This is a genomic window from Methylomonas aurea, assembly GCF_024505045.1.
Taxonomy (GTDB): Bacteria; Pseudomonadota; Gammaproteobacteria; order Methylococcales; family Methylomonadaceae; genus Methylomonas; species Methylomonas aurea.
This window is the reverse complement of the sequence record NZ_JANIBM010000006.1, coordinates 35,734-50,259: the sequence shown is the minus strand read 5'-3', so window position 1 is coordinate 50,259 and position 14,526 is coordinate 35,734. Positions and strand designations below refer to the sequence as shown.

Below are 14,526 nucleotides of genomic sequence, written 5' to 3'. Positions count from 1 at the left end.
TATCGCCAGCAACCGCCTGGCCTACCTTCATCAACCAGGAGACGACAATGACCGGATTAACCAATCCATCCTACCGCCGGAGCAACGGCCATCGCATCGTTGCGCCGATGCTGGCGTTATCGCTGGCAATCGTCGGCAATACCCGGGCCGGCACTGCGGCAACGAGCCAAATCGATCTGCCGGCGCAAAGCCTGGCCGCCAGCCTGGACAGTTTGGCGAAAACCAGCGGCGCCAAGTTGATTTATGCGGACTCGCTGGTCAATGGCATTCAAGCCGACGCCCTGCACGGCGAATTCAGCGTGCCGCAGGCACTGGAGCGTTTGCTGAACAAGCATGGGCTGCAGTTCGAAAACGTCGGCGACGGCGTCATTACCATCAAGAAGGCGCCGCCGGCGCCCAAGCCGCAAAGCGTGCGTGACGACTCCATATTCGAGCTAGGCGAAGTGACAGTTAGCGACCGCGAGGATGGCAATAAACTAACCAGCAAGGACATCGCCACTTCCGTCGACATCATGTATGCCGACAAAATTCAAGATCAAAACGTAATAACCGCTTACGATCTGCTTCACCGGATGCCTGGCGTACAAATCACACAGTTCGGCCAAGGAACTACCACCGGTAAATTTTCTTTTAGAGCATTTAATGGCGAAGGTAATATCAACGCTGTAAAACTATTAATCGATGGAATTCCGAGCAATACAAACGACGGCAACATGCCGTTTATAGACGCCTTATTTCCGTTAGATATCGAATCAATTGAAATAGTAAGAGGCACTAACGACCCTCGCTACGGCCTGCATAATATTGCTGGTAATGCAAATATCAGAACCGCTGCAGGGGGGAATTATGTAAAAGGTCGAATTAGCTACGGCAGCTTCGGAACGCATGAAATCCAATCCGGCTTAGGTATTGAAAAAAATGGATTTACTCAAAACTACGCTATCTCTTACCGCGGATTGGATGGCTATCGCGATCACGGGGATTCGGAGAAAAATAGTTTCTCTGGAAAATGGTTTTATACTGGCGATGATAATCGGTACAAAATTGGCCTTAGTGCGCGCTGGAGCGACGCAGACTCAAAAGAACCTGGTTATTTGACTTATGAGGAGCAACTGGCCGATCCAACGCAATCCCTGCCGAGAAACGCCACTGATGGCGGCAAACGCAGTGTCGGACAAGTCAGCGTTCACCTGGACGCCAACTTTACAGATCAACTATTTTGGTCGATAAAAAGTTACGGCAATTATTACGACGACCAACGCTTCGTTAAATTTAACGGAAATAACCCCCTCACTCCAGCAAGTTTAAGGCAACAGGAACGTGGTGGTGAAGAAACCCAGTTTGGAGCCATTACGTCTCTAACTTATCATCCGGTTATCGAATGGCTAGAGGACTTTATCCTTGAATCCGGTTTCGACTTTCAGCAACAAGAAAATAAATCCAATCGTTACCGCACCGTCTTTACAAACCGACTATCGGAGCTACGTAACCAAGAATTCGACTTTCTAGTATATGGTGGATATGTACAAGCAGTTATTAAACCGACAAAATGGCTAAAAATAACTCCAGGTTATCGCGCCGACCAAATAGATGGCGGATTTACAGATAAAATAACGGGTATTAAATCCAATATTAATGACTACGGAGTAATTTCCCAGCCAAAAATCGGCATGGTGATAACTCCCTTTGAGGGCTACAGCCTCTACGGCAACTGGGGACGGACTTTTCAAGTCGGCGTCGGCAGTGCAACTTATAAAACGCTACGCGGAGCCGTTGACATAGGCCCATCAATCAATGACGGCTGGGAAGTCGGGGTAAAAGTCCATCCGGTAGATTGGGCTGAAGGGCGTGTAGCATATTGGATGCAGGATGCTACCAACGAATCCAGTCGCGTGTTAAACAGCGCAAATAACGATTCGGTCCTGCTTGGAGCCACTACGAGACAAGGTGTCGATATTCAAGCGAGACTCAATCCAGTTGACCCGCTAAGCATTTGGGTTGCCTACTCGTTGCAGGAAGCAAAGGTAAAAACTGCGCCTGCAAACACAAGCTACAGTGTCGGCAATCAAATTATCAGCACCCCAAATTATCTGTTTTCAGGCGGTATTGATTATGCAATTACACCCGCGTTAAAAACTTCACTTTGGACTACAGGGCAGGATGATTCGTTTGCCGACCAAGCAAATAGGCTACCGAAATATGGAGCTTATGCTTTATTGAATTTGGACCTGGGTTATCAGCTTACAAAGCAAGTTGACCTGCAATTTCAAGTAAAAAACCTGACCGATACGCAGCGTGAATATGTGTTTTACGATGCCAGCCTAGGACAAATGTACTCCCCCGGTGACGGTCGCGCCTTCTACGGCGCCGTCAACGTCAAGTTCGACTACTAAAACATGGCTTCGCCTGCTTTAAAAGCCAAAAGGAAACAGACCGCCCGCCAGCTTTGGCTGGCGGTCCATCTCTACTTGGGTCTGAGTTTGGGCGTGGTCATTGCCGTCGTCGGCCTGACCGGCAGCCTGTTGGTGTTCTATCTCGATCTCGACGAATGGCTGAATCCGCAATTGGTGATCGCCCAGCCCGGCGCACAGCGGCAAAGCTACGAAGCCCTGTACCAGGCTTTACGCCAGGCGGAACCTGGCCGGCAACGCGGCTGGCGGCTGGAAATTCCTGCAGACCCGCACCGCGCCGTCACCGCCCGCTATTACAAACCGGAAGAAACCGCCCACCACGGCTTTGCGCCGCTGATGGTTTCGCTGGACCCATACACCGGCAAAGTGCTGGCTAACCGCTTTTGGGGCGAGTTTGCGATGACCTGGCTATACGACCTGCATTACAAACTGTTGCTGGACGAGCCCGGTAAAATTTTGATGGCGATTGTCGGCGGCATATTGCTGGTTTCGCTGATCTCCGGCCTCTACCTGTGGTGGCCGCCGTTAAGCAAACTAAAAACCGCGCTGACATTCAAGGCCAACGCCAGCAAGGAACGGCTGAATTACGATCTGCACAAATTGGCGGGCTTTTACACTTTCATCGTGATGCTGGTTTTGGCGCTAACCGGCGTTGCCCTAGAAATCCCACAATACGTCAATCCGCTATTCGGCTATTTCTCGCCGCTACAGTCCACACCCAAACCGCAATCCTCACTGACAACGTCCGGCCAACAACGGATTAGCGTCGATCAAGCGGTCGCTGCCGGCCAGTCGGTTTTTCCCGGCGCCCGCTTATGCTGGATAGAAACCCCGCACGATGCCGGCGGCAGTTTCCGCATCAATCTGCGCCAAGACGGCGAGCCTAGCCAACGCTTCCCGAAAACCAATGTCTGGGTGGACCAATACAGCGGCCGGATACTGGCGGTCAGCAATCCCGCCGATCTCGGCGGTTCCGACACACTGATCAACTGGTTGCACCCCTTGCATACCGGCGAAGCCTTCGGTTTGACCGGGCAATTGCTGGTGCTAATTTCCGGATTGGCCTGTCCGCTGCTGTTCGTCACCGGCGTGATTCGCTGGCTGCAAAAACGCCGAGCCCATCACAAATTCAAACTCCGCAGCAGCGCCTGATCCGAGCGCCTTCGGCTTCGGTATTTTCCCGAATGTTGCCTAGTTCCGGCAAATTCGGTCGCCAGCTAGGCACGGTACTCCGCAGTTAGCGAATCTGCCGCGGCGATTCGGCTAAAAATTTGCCACTCGGTCTGCCGAATCTATCTGCACCGGAAAGAAATCCACCTTTGTCGAAATTGAAATTTCTGATTAAATAATGTCGTCATAAGCTTACATTACCTTCCTGGAGCAAAGTAATAACTTGAGCGCCCTGCCTAAGCCCCATTTAGCCCTGATATCCCTGGCTTGCCTGATGCTGCAAAGCCCGTTTGCGGCTGCCCGCTACGCGGCGATCGTCATCGACGCCGACAGCGGCCGGGTGATTCACGAGAACGAATCCACCCAGCGCTGGTACCCGGCTTCGCTGACCAAAGTCATGACCATGTATATGACGTTTGCCGCGCTGGAATCCGGCGACCTAAAACTAACCGATACGGTTTACGCCTCGAAACACGCCGCGTCTATGCCCAGTTCTAAGTTGGGCTTGCGCGCCGGGCAGAGCCTAACGGTAGAACAAGCGATCATGGCCGTCACCACCCGCTCGGCCAACGATGCGGCGGTGGTGTTGGCGGAAAGATTGGGCGGAACCGAATCCAATTTCGCGGCGATGATGACGCAAACCGCGCACCGCTTGGGCATGAGCAGCAGTTCGTTCGAAAACGCCAGCGGCCTGCCCGACGACGGCCAAATCAGCAGCGCCCGCGATTTGGCGTTGCTATCCGCGGCGGTGCTGCGCGATTTCCCGCAGTATTACCATTACTTCTCGGCCACCGAATTCCGCTACAAGGGCCGGGTAATGCCGAATACCAACAAAATCCTGAAAACCTACCCCGACGCCGACGGCTTCAAAACCGGTTTTACCTGCGGCTCCGGCTATAACCTGATCGCTTCGGCCAAACGCAACGGCCACCGGATCATCGGCGTGCTGCTCGGCGCCCACAGCAGCGGCGAACGCTTCGAACAAATGAGCAATTTGTTGGACATTGGGTTTGCCAAAACTGCCAACAACCAATTCGGCGAACACATTTCGCAATTGCACGATATCGCCCAATCGCCGCCGCCGTTTCAATTAGCCTCCAACCGTTGTGCCGGCAGCGCCGAGCAAATGGGCGCCGATTCCGGCAGCATCAGCCGTTACGAACCGATCCGGATCAACGAAACGCCGGAGGGCCGGGAGCGCCGGCTGCTGGCCGCAAACAAACCGCAGCCGCGCTATAGCGCCGCATCTTGGAACGTCAGCTTGGGCAGCTTTCCGCGCAAAATCGACGCCGACGTCAACCTGCAGCGGGTCCGCAATGCGTTAGGCCCGTTGGCGAAAAACGGCCAACCGCGCATCGTCAAAAGCAAAAACAAAAGAGGCACGCTCTGGCTCAGCCAATGGACCGGCTTGCAACAGGACGACAGCCGGGACTTCTGCCGCCGCCTGCACGGCAAAAACCTGGATTGCAGCTCGTTTCCGCAACCCAAGCAAACCGTGGCTGCGGCCGGCAACCGCAGCAAAGGCCGCCACCGCAACCACTCCTAGTCTTGAATCGGCCGCCGTTCAGTAATGCGGCGGCCTTTCGTCTAGCGGCAGCAACGGCCGGTCTGCCATGCTCGACGCCAAACTCTTGATCTTGTCGTTCAGCAATTTGCAGGTTTCTTCCAATTTGCCGATCTGTTTCTGCTGGTCGGCCACCACCTGGTTCAAAGCCTGAATCAGGTCTTCCTGATAAGCTTGTTTAATCTCCAATTCGATAATGCGTTCTTCGTTCATAACGGAGTGAAAGTTAGCGAGTTTCGCCATTCTAATCGAATTTAGCCGCGGTTTTGCGCTCCCGCACTCGCACCGCCCTGCTAAACTCGCTATCATTGCCCACCACATCAACACAGCGAGGATGCAACCATGACAACCATTGCAGATCCGGTCATCGGCCGTTGGTACAAAGATTTGGAAAGCAATCTTACCTTCAAGGTAGTGGCAATCGAGGGAGCCGACGAATCCATCGAAGTGCAATATGCGAACGGCGATTTGGGCGAATACGACAACGATTCTTGGTACAGCTCGACCATCGATTACATCGAAGATCCGGACGATTGGAGCGCACCGTTCGACGATCTGGAAGCCGACGATCTCGGCTACACCGACCCGGACCGCCACAGCCGCGCGGATTCGGAAGATTTGGATATCAGCGACTTTTTGGATTGAACACGACCTTATGAGAATGACCCCGCAACAGTTTTTGGACTGGGAGTCCAAAAGCATCACGCTGCTGGCCATGTCCGGTGCCGGCAAGACCACGCTATCGGCCAAACTGCCCAAAGACAAATGGTTCCATTATTCCGGCGATTATCGGATCGGCACCAAATACCTGGAAGAACCGATCCTGGACAACATCAAGCAGCAAGCGATGGGCGTGCCGTTTTTGCGGGACCTGCTGAAGTCCGACTCGATCTATATCTGCAGCAATATCACCGTCGACAATCTGGCGCCGGTATCCAGTTTCCTCGGCAAAATCGGCGACCCCAACAAAGGCGGCTTGACCCAGGCCGAATTCAAGCGCCGCCAGGCCTTGCACCACCAGGCCGAAGTCGCTGCGATGAACGACGTGCCGGATTTCATCCATAAAGCCGAAGCCATTTACGGCTACAAACATTTCATCAACGATGCCGGCGGCAGCGTCTGCGAACTGGATTGTCCGGAAGTGCTGGAAAACCTGGCCAAGCATACGCTGATCGTCTACATCAAAATTCCGCCGGCGCTGGAACAGACCATTATCGATCGCGCCAAGCAAGATCCGAAACCGTTGTATTACCGACCGGAATTCGTCGACGAAAAGCTGGCGCAATTCATGAGCGAGCGCGGCTACCAAAATACCGACCAAATCCCGCCCGACGAATTCGTCAGCTGGGTGTTTCCGGAATTGTTCAAGGCCCGCGTGCCGCGTTACGAGGCAATCGCCGCTCGGTACGGTTATACGGTCAGCGCCGATGAAACGGCCAAGGTGGAAACCGAGGACGATTTCGTGCAGCTGATCGCCGCGGCGATCGCCCGCGAAAGCACTTGAGCCGGCCACTGCCATGCCTTTAGTCGCTCATACCGAATTACCCACCTTCCGCCGCTTGCAGGAGGAAGGCGAAGAAATTCTGACCCCGGAGCGGGCCACCCACCAATCGATCCGCGAATTGCATATCGGCCTGCTGAACATCATGCCGGACGCCGCGCTTGAAGCCACCGAGCGCCAGTTTTTCCGCTTGGTCGGCGCCTGCAACCAAATCGCCCAATTCCACGTGCACCCGTTTACCATCGACGGTCTGGAACGCGGCCCCGAGGCCCTGGCGCATATCGGCAAGTATTACGAAAGCTTCGAGCAAATCAAACGCGACGGTCTGGATGCGCTGATCATCAGCGGCGCCAACGTCACCCACGACCATTTGCAGGAAGAGGATTTCTGGCGGCCGTTGACCGAAGTGTTCGAATGGGCCAAGGAAAACGTCACCTCGGTACTCTGCTCCTGCCTCGCTACCCATGCCCTGATTCAACATTGCTACGGCGTCGAACGCACCCGGTTGCCGGCGAAACGTTGGGGCGTCTACTCGCACAAGGTGGTCGACCGCAGTCACCCGCTAGTTGCCGAAATCAACACCCGCTTCGATGTGCCGCATTCGCGCTTCAACGAAGTATTCCGCAGCGACATGGAAAAACACGGCCTGAAGGTCTTGGTCGCCAGCGACCAGGCCGGGGTGCATTTGGCGGTAAGCCCGGACGGGTTTCGCATTGTGTTCTTCCAGGGCCACCCGGAATACGATGACATCAGCTTGTTGAAAGAGTACAAACGCGAGGTACTGCGCTATTACCGAGCCGAACGCGACGATTATCCGCCGTATCCGGAACACTATTTCGACGAGGCGGCGCAAAGACTGTTAGCCGACTACGCCAGCCACGTCCAGGCTGCCCGCCACGGTGGCCGGCAACTGAAAGCGATGCCTGAAGAGCAAATCGTCGGGGGTTTGGACATCACCTGGCGCGACTCGGCCAAAGCCGTATTCAACAACTGGCTGGGCAAGGTCTACCAGATCACCAACGAAGACCGCCGCCTACCGTTCATGGACGGCGTCGACCCGCACAACCCGTTGGGACTATGATGCACCGGGATTTTCTACATCAAGCGGTAGAACTGGCTTGCTTCAACGTCCACAATGGTGGCGGCCCGTTCGGTGCGCTAATAGTGCGAGACCAGCGCATCATTGCGGCCAGCGGCAACCGAGTCACCGAGAATATGGACCCCACCGCCCACGCCGAGGTTCTGGCGATCCGCCAGGCCTGCCAGTATCTGCAAGACTTTCAATTGAAAGACTGTGTGCTCTACACCAGTTGCGAGCCCTGTCCGATGTGCCTGGGCGCCATCTATTGGTCCAGGCTGGACGAGGTCTATTTCGCCAGCAACCGCGACGACGCTGCCCGAGCCGGGTTCGACGACAGTCTGATTTACGCCGAAATCGACAAACCTGCCGACCAACGCCAGATCGCCATGAGGCATCTGGCCATCGAATCGGCAGCAGAGCCGTTCCGCCTGTGGCACGACCAAGCCGATAAAATCCGCTACTGAGCAGGCGCCGGCTTGGCGGCCGCCTCTTCGCCCTTGATTTTGATCAACCAGCCATCCTGGCCCCAGCAGCCCGATTCGACTTTGCTTTCGGCCGACTTGGCCATGACATGGATACGAGCGAATCCCGGGCTGAGTTGCGGCAGCTTGGATTTAACGAAATAGAAGGTCTTTTTGTCGACCACCTCGACTTTCATTTTCTCGCCGCGAGCCTCGGCACTGATGGACGAGGGGTCGGCATTATGGGAAACATGGAATGACAAATCGACGCCAGCATTGACTTCGGCTTTATGCTCCGGAACGAAGTCGCGAAACTTGGGCCGTTTGCATTCCTTCAACCGCTCCTCTTCCTCCGGGGTCAACGCCAACGCCACACTCGAAAAAACCATTGCACCCAATAGCAGCGCGCTTTTCCAGCGAATCGACAAATTCATGACTAGCCTCTTGTTGTTATTGTTGTTGTAATCTTGGAAACGCCGCAAAAAGCGGCGCATCCTTAAAATACCAGCAGTTTGAACTTTAATCAGTTTTAACGCTTTGATCAATCTCCGAGCCTTTTACCTACGGGGCCCGCGGTTATTAAACTTCTAACCCTTCTCCACTCAGAACATGTAAAATCGCCGGCTTTCCGTTCTCAGTTACGCAGGTTATGACCAACTTCAGAGGCACCACAATTCTATCGGTCCGGCGCGGCAACAAAGTCGTGATCGGTGGCGACGGCCAGGTTACTTTGGGCAACACCGTAATGAAAGGCAATGCCAGAAAAGTCAGACGCTTGTACCACGACAAAGTGATAGCCGGCTTCGCCGGGGCCACTGCCGACGCCTTTACCTTATTCGAACACTTCGAAGGCAAACTGGAGAAACACCGCGGCAACCTGACCCGTGCCGCCGTGGAAATGGCCAAAGACTGGCGTACCGACCGCGCCCTGCGCAAACTCGAAGCGTTGCTGATCATCGCCGACAGCAAAACCTCCTTAGTGATTTCCGGTACCGGGGACGTGATCGAACCGGAACACGATTTCATCGCGATCGGCTCCGGCGGCGCCTTCGCCCAAAGCGCGGCCCGCGCCTTGTTGGAAAACACCGAACTCAGCGCACGCGACATCGTCGAAAAGGCCTTGAAAATCGCCGCCGACATCTGCATTTATACCAACCACAACTTACGCATCGAAGAACTGGACGCCGAACCGCAACCGGCGGCGCAAGAGTGAACCATGAGTCAAATGACCCCGAGAGAAATCGTCAGCGAACTGGACAAACACATCGTCGGCCAAGCCGACGCCAAACGTTCGGTCGCCATCGCCCTGCGCAACCGCTGGCGCCGCAGTAAGGTCGCGCCGGAGCTGCGCGACGAAATCACGCCGAAAAACATTCTGATGATCGGTCCGACCGGGGTCGGTAAAACCGAAATCGCCCGCCGCCTGGCCAAACTGGCTAATGCGCCATTCATCAAGATTGAGGCCACCAAATTCACCGAGGTCGGCTACGTCGGTCGCGACGTGGAATCCATCATCCGCGACCTGATCGACAGCGCAGTAAAAATGACGCGGGTATCGGCCATGGAAAAGGTGCAAAACCGCGCCGCCGACGCCGCCGAAGACAAGGTGCTGGACATTCTTCTGCCGCGCGCCGAGGGCGGTATGCTGTCGGACACCGAGGAATCCACCCGGCAGAAAATGCGCAAAAAGTTGCGCGAAGGCGATTTGAACGACAAGGAAATCCAAATTGACGTCGCCGCACCGTCGGTCGGCGTCGAAATCATGGCGCCGCCGGGCATGGAAGAGATGACTAGCCAGCTGCAGGGCATGTTTCAAAACCTTAACAGCGGCCGCACCAAATCGCGCAAACTGAAAATCAAGGACGCGCTAAAACTGCTGCAAGAAGAGGAAGCCGGCAAACTGGTCAACGAAGAGGAAATCAAGCAAGCGGCGCTGGAAGCCGTGGAACAACACGGCATTGTGTTTCTGGACGAAATCGACAAGATCTGCAAACGCGCGGAAATGGGTGGCGGCGAAGTCTCCCGCGAAGGCGTTCAGCGCGACTTGTTGCCGCTAGTCGAAGGCAGCACCGTCACCACCAAGTACGGCATGATCAAGACCGACCACATCCTGTTCATCGCCTCCGGTGCGTTCCATCTGACCAAACCGTCCGACCTGATCCCTGAACTGCAAGGCCGTTTTCCGATCCGGGTCGAGTTGAATGCACTGAGTGCCGACGACTTCGTCCGCATTCTGACCGAGCCGGATGCGTCGTTGACCGAGCAGTACCAGGCGTTGCTGAAAACCGAAGGCGTCGACCTGCAATTTACCGCCGATGGTATCAAGCGCATTGCCGAACTGGGCTGGCAGGTCAACGAAAAGACCGAGAACATCGGTGCCCGCCGACTGCATACGATTCTGGAAAAACTGCTGGAAGACATTTCCTTCAGCGCGCCGGACTTACCGGAGAAATCGGTCGTCATCGATGCCGCCTACGTCGATGACCACCTGCTGGAACTGGCCGGCGACGAAGATTTGAGCCGCTACATTTTATAACCGACCATGCGCATAGCCATCACTCCCTGCCATTGCCAACCCACCGAAATCAAGCTGCACAAAGTGTCGGCGATTTTGGAAATCCATTTCGACGACGGCAGCATCTTCGAGATGCCCAGCGAGTATCTGCGGGTTTTCACCCAATCGGCGGAAGCGGTCGGCCATGGCCCCGGCCAGGAAACTCTGCAGACCGGCAAGGAAGACGTCACCATTACCGACATTCAGCCGGTCGGCAATTACGCGGTGAAACTCATCTTCAGCGACGGCCACGACACCGGCATTTATAGCTGGGACTTGCTGTACAAGCTGGGTTCCGACTTCCCGCTGCTGTGGTCGGCTTACCTGGAAGCATTGCAAGCCGCCGGCATCAGCCGCCGCTCGCCCTTACACAACTGAATCGAATCATGACTAACGACAATACCACCCATTTCGGCTTCAAACAGGTTCCCAAGGCAGATAAAGTCGCGCTGGTGCGCGGCGTCTTCGACTCGGTCGCCCGCCAATACGACGTGATGAACGACCTGATGTCGCTTGGCATCCACCGGATTTGGAAACGGGTTGCGGTGCAACTGGCCAATGTTCGCGAGGGCGATAAGGTTTTGGACTTGGCCGGCGGTACCGGCGACCTGACCTTGCTGTTCGAGAAACGGGTCGGCAAATCCGGCCAGGTGGTATTGGCCGACATCAATTCGGAAATGCTGCGCACCGGCCGCGATCGCTTGATCGACAAAGGCGTTGCCGGCAATATCCGTTACGCCCAGGTCAACGCCGAATGCCTGCCGTTCGCCGACAATACCTTCGACTGCGTGACGATAGGCTTCGGCTTGCGCAACGTCACAGATAAAGACGCTGCGCTGCGCTCGATGTATCGGGTTTTGAAGCCGGGCGGCCGCGTCATCGTGCTGGAGTTTTCGCATCCGATCGACCCGATCACCGAAAAAGTCTACGACTTTTATTCGTTCAACATCCTGCCGAAAATCGGCGCCGTCGTTGCCAAAGACGAGGACAGTTACCGCTATCTGGCCGAATCGATCCGGATGCACCCGAAGCAGGACGAATTGAAGCAAATGATGGAAAACGCCGGCCTGGAGCGTTGCGAATACTTCAACATGACCCAAGGCATCGTTGCCGTGCACCGGGGCTACAAGTTTTAAGCTGCCTCTCCGACCCGGCAGCGAGATTCGAAGATGGCTCTACACCAGGCGCAATATCCGATCAGCGAAGCCGATTGGCGACGGGCGCACTCCTTTCTCGGCGACAGGATCAGCTTCGACTGCGTCGGTCTGAGCGTAGCCCTCGCCGATTTATATCATCGGATCAATAACGCAGGCATGCGGGACTATCAGCAACAACAGCAACAGGCCCAATAGATGCCAACCGCGCTCAAACCGCTGATGATTTCCGCTTTGGAAGCAGCGTTGTCCCGCTATCTGGCTCTGGACAGCCACAGCGAGCAATACCTGGCGCCGATGGCCGGCAAGGTCATCGAACTGCGGATCGATACCTTCGGCAGCAGCCTGTTTTTGTGCCCCGGCACGGACACTATTCGCATCCTGGACAGTTATCCGGCAGCGGCCGACGCCACACTGAGCGGTTCCTTATCGTCGCTGGGCCTGATGGGCCTCAGCGCCACGCCGATGCGTTCGCTGTTCAAGGGCGAAGTGCGCCTGGCCGGCGACGTGCAACTGGCCCGCAAATTCCAGCGCCTGTTCGAAAAACTCGATATCGATCTGCAGGGCAAACTGGCTCGCGTCACCGGCGAGCGGCTGGCTCGGCAACTGGGCGATTTCGTCCGCGGCGGCAAACGCTGGACCGGTCAAAGCCTGCATACGCTGCGGCTAAACCTGGAAGAATTTCTGCAGGAAGAAACCCGCGAACTGCCGGCCAAGGCCGAAGCCGAATTGCTGTTCCGCGGCATCGACGCCTGCCGCAACGATTGCGACCGCCTTGCCGCTCGACTGGATCGGCTGGCCGCAACTTCCGACAACACCTCTGAGTCTGACTAAAGGACCGACACCGTGATTCGCCCCAAAATACTGCTGCGCCTGATGCATATCAATTGGGTGATGATGTTTCACGGCCTGGACGAAATCGTACTCAGAACTCATCTGTTCCGACCGATCCGGTTTCTGGCGTTCTTTTCGCCGAATTACTGGACCCGCAACTCGCGCGAACCGCGCGGCGTGCGCATCCGCCGCACCCTGGAAGATCTGGGACCGATTTACGTCAAATTCGGTCAGACCTTATCGACCCGCAAGGATTTGCTGCCGGAAGACATCGCCGAAGAACTGGTCAAATTGCAGGACCGGGTACCGCCGTTTTCGATCGACACGGCCCGCAAGATCATCGAACAACAGCTCGGCCAGTCGATCGAGGAAGCATTCGCCGAATTCGACCCGACGCCGCTCGCCTCGGCGTCGGTGGCCCAAGTCCATACCGCAACGTTGCCCAGCGGCGAGAAAGTCATCGTTAAAGTATTGCGGCCCGATATCGAAGACAAAATCCATTCCGACGTCGGCTTGTTGTACGAACTGGCTCGCCTGGCAGAACGCTTCTGGGCCGACGCCCGCCGCCTGCGGGCGATGGAAATCGTCGCCGAATTCGAGAAAACCATACTCGACGAACTGGACCTGGTCCGCGAAGCAGCCAATGCCAGCGCCATCCGCGCCAATTTCAAAAATTCGGAGATGCTGTATATCCCGGAAATCCATTGGCCGTTGACCCGGCGTAAAGTACTGGTGATGGAGCGGATCTACGGCATCCCGGTCGGCGATATCGATGCCTTGCGCCGCGGCGGGGCCGACTTCAAAAAGCTGGCCGAGCGCGGCGTCGAAATTTTCTTCACCCAGGTGTTCCGCGACAATTTCTTTCACGCCGACATGCATCCCGGCAACATTTTCGTGCAGCTGCCGGATAAGTACCTGGCCGTGGATTTCGGTATCGTCGGCAGCTTGTCGGACAGCGACCAGCGCTATCTGGCCGAAAACTTTCTGGCGTTTTTCAATCACGACTACCGGAAAGTGGCGAAAATGCATATTGAATCGGGCTGGGTGCCGCCAACCACTCGGATCGAGGAATTCGAAGCGGCGATCCGCGCGGTATGCGAACCGATTTTCGAAAAGCCGCTGAAGGACATTTCCTTCGGCCTACTGTTGCTGCGCCTGTTCCAGACCGCGCGCCGTTTCGACATGGTGGTACAACCGCAACTGGTACTGCTGCAAAAAACCCTGCTCAACATCGAAGGCCTGGGCCGCCAGCTTTATCCAGAATTGGACCTGTGGCAAACCGCCAAACCGTTCCTGGAAAACTGGTTCAAACAACGGGTGGGTCCGGAAAAGAAACTCAAGGAATTGTTGGGCAAGTTTCCGGAAATCGGCGAACAATTGCCGGAAGTGCCGGGACTGGTATTTCAAGCCCTGCAGAGCGCCGCGCATATGCAGCAGCAATTGCAGCTCCAGCAAAAGGAAATGATCCAACTGCGCAAACAACTCAAGCGCAACAACACCGGCACCCTGCGCGCCATCTTCGGCGCCGCGGTGCTGATTACGGCAGCGCTGCTTCTGCAATCGCCATTGTTGCGAGGTTAATAATTTTCCCGCTCAATCTGGCTTTGATACCGCCCCCTTCTCATCGTTATCTGAATACCTGATTCCCACGATCCTCCGTGGAAATCCATACCCGCTGTCCGATACACGTACAAATGACGAATAGATAGGCCGACATGCATTTCCAGTCCATTGGATAAACTGGCATTATTGCCGCAGTAAACACCATAATTGAATCCCGACAAACAAAGCTTGAG

Annotated in this window: 16 protein-coding genes; 14 read left to right on the top strand and 2 right to left on the bottom strand. The window is 55.6% G+C overall.

Annotated features, from left to right (window positions below; genetic code table 11):
- Positions 1–47 precede the first annotated feature (47 nt).
- The 3 genes from NP603_RS07290 (at position 48) to NP603_RS07280 (ending at position 5,127) form a co-directional block, all read left to right on the top strand.
- On the top strand, positions 48–2,393 hold the full coding sequence (locus tag NP603_RS07290) for a TonB-dependent receptor (protein ID WP_256610258.1): 2,346 nt from the start codon (positions 48–50) through the stop codon (positions 2,391–2,393).
- A 3-nt stretch (positions 2,394–2,396) separates the two neighbouring features.
- Positions 2,397–3,563 (top strand): PepSY-associated TM helix domain-containing protein, encoded by a 1,167-nt coding sequence (locus NP603_RS07285; protein ID WP_256610257.1) that lies wholly within the window; start codon positions 2,397–2,399, stop codon positions 3,561–3,563.
- 241 nt (positions 3,564–3,804) lie between these two features.
- On the top strand, positions 3,805–5,127 hold the full coding sequence (locus tag NP603_RS07280) for a D-alanyl-D-alanine carboxypeptidase family protein (RefSeq protein ID WP_256610256.1): 1,323 nt from the start codon (positions 3,805–3,807) through the stop codon (positions 5,125–5,127).
- Positions 5,128–5,145: 18 nt separating this feature from the next.
- Here the strand turns inward: NP603_RS07280 and NP603_RS07275 are convergent, their stop codons facing one another.
- Complete coding sequence (locus tag NP603_RS07275; protein WP_256610255.1) at positions 5,146–5,358, bottom strand: SlyX family protein; 213 nt, start codon at positions 5,356–5,358, stop codon at positions 5,146–5,148.
- Between the two features lie 129 nt (positions 5,359–5,487).
- Here NP603_RS07275 and NP603_RS07270 point away from each other — a divergent pair, with 129 nt between their 5' ends.
- Genes NP603_RS07270 through NP603_RS07255 form a run of 4 tightly spaced genes read left to right on the top strand, consistent with a single transcriptional unit; the run spans position 5,488 to position 8,191 of the window.
- Positions 5,488–5,790 carry a DUF6763 family protein gene (locus NP603_RS07270; protein ID WP_256610254.1) on the top strand — a complete coding sequence of 101 codons (303 nt, stop codon included), beginning with the start codon at positions 5,488–5,490 and terminating at the stop codon, positions 5,788–5,790.
- A 10-nt stretch (positions 5,791–5,800) separates the two neighbouring features.
- Positions 5,801–6,649 carry an ATPase gene (locus NP603_RS07265; protein WP_256610253.1) on the top strand — a complete coding sequence of 283 codons (849 nt, stop codon included), beginning with the start codon at positions 5,801–5,803 and terminating at the stop codon, positions 6,647–6,649.
- A 13-nt stretch (positions 6,650–6,662) separates the two neighbouring features.
- Positions 6,663–7,727, top strand: coding sequence for a homoserine O-succinyltransferase MetA (metA, locus tag NP603_RS07260; RefSeq protein WP_256610252.1), 1,065 nt, complete (start codon positions 6,663–6,665; stop codon positions 7,725–7,727).
- Positions 7,724–8,191: a nucleoside deaminase gene (locus NP603_RS07255; protein WP_256610251.1), complete on the top strand. Its 468-nt coding sequence runs from the start codon at positions 7,724–7,726 to the stop codon at positions 8,189–8,191. Before metA ends, NP603_RS07255 begins: the two co-directional genes overlap by 4 nt.
- Here the strand turns inward: NP603_RS07255 and NP603_RS07250 are convergent.
- The gene (locus NP603_RS07250; protein ID WP_256610250.1) at positions 8,185–8,622 is read right to left on the bottom strand and encodes a hypothetical protein; all 438 of its coding nucleotides are present in this window, start codon (positions 8,620–8,622) and stop codon (positions 8,185–8,187) included. The genes NP603_RS07255 and NP603_RS07250 overlap by 7 nt on opposite strands.
- A gap of 215 nt (positions 8,623–8,837) precedes the next feature.
- Between NP603_RS07250 and hslV the strand changes: the two genes are divergently transcribed.
- Genes hslV through ubiB form a run of 7 tightly spaced genes read left to right on the top strand, consistent with a single transcriptional unit; the run spans position 8,838 to position 14,311 of the window.
- Complete coding sequence (gene hslV / locus NP603_RS07245; RefSeq protein ID WP_256610249.1) at positions 8,838–9,401, top strand: ATP-dependent protease subunit HslV; 564 nt, start codon at positions 8,838–8,840, stop codon at positions 9,399–9,401.
- Between the two features lie 3 nt (positions 9,402–9,404).
- Complete coding sequence (gene hslU / locus NP603_RS07240; protein WP_256610248.1) at positions 9,405–10,724, top strand: ATP-dependent protease ATPase subunit HslU; 1,320 nt, start codon at positions 9,405–9,407, stop codon at positions 10,722–10,724.
- A 6-nt stretch (positions 10,725–10,730) separates the two neighbouring features.
- On the top strand, positions 10,731–11,120 hold the full coding sequence (locus tag NP603_RS07235; RefSeq protein WP_256610247.1) for a gamma-butyrobetaine hydroxylase family protein: 390 nt from the start codon (positions 10,731–10,733) through the stop codon (positions 11,118–11,120).
- An 8-nt stretch (positions 11,121–11,128) separates the two neighbouring features.
- Positions 11,129–11,878, top strand: coding sequence for a bifunctional demethylmenaquinone methyltransferase/2-methoxy-6-polyprenyl-1,4-benzoquinol methylase UbiE (ubiE, locus tag NP603_RS07230; protein ID WP_140910821.1), 750 nt, complete (start codon positions 11,129–11,131; stop codon positions 11,876–11,878).
- A gap of 33 nt (positions 11,879–11,911) precedes the next feature.
- Entirely contained in the window at positions 11,912–12,094 is a 183-nt protein-coding gene (locus NP603_RS07225; RefSeq protein ID WP_256610246.1) for a hypothetical protein, read from the top strand.
- Entirely contained in the window at positions 12,095–12,730 is a 636-nt protein-coding gene (locus tag NP603_RS07220; protein WP_256610245.1) for a ubiquinone biosynthesis accessory factor UbiJ, read from the top strand.
- 12 nt (positions 12,731–12,742) lie between these two features.
- Positions 12,743–14,311 carry a ubiquinone biosynthesis regulatory protein kinase UbiB gene (gene ubiB / locus NP603_RS07215; RefSeq protein WP_256610244.1) on the top strand — a complete coding sequence of 523 codons (1,569 nt, stop codon included), beginning with the start codon at positions 12,743–12,745 and terminating at the stop codon, positions 14,309–14,311.
- Positions 14,312–14,526: the final 215 nt, after the last annotated feature.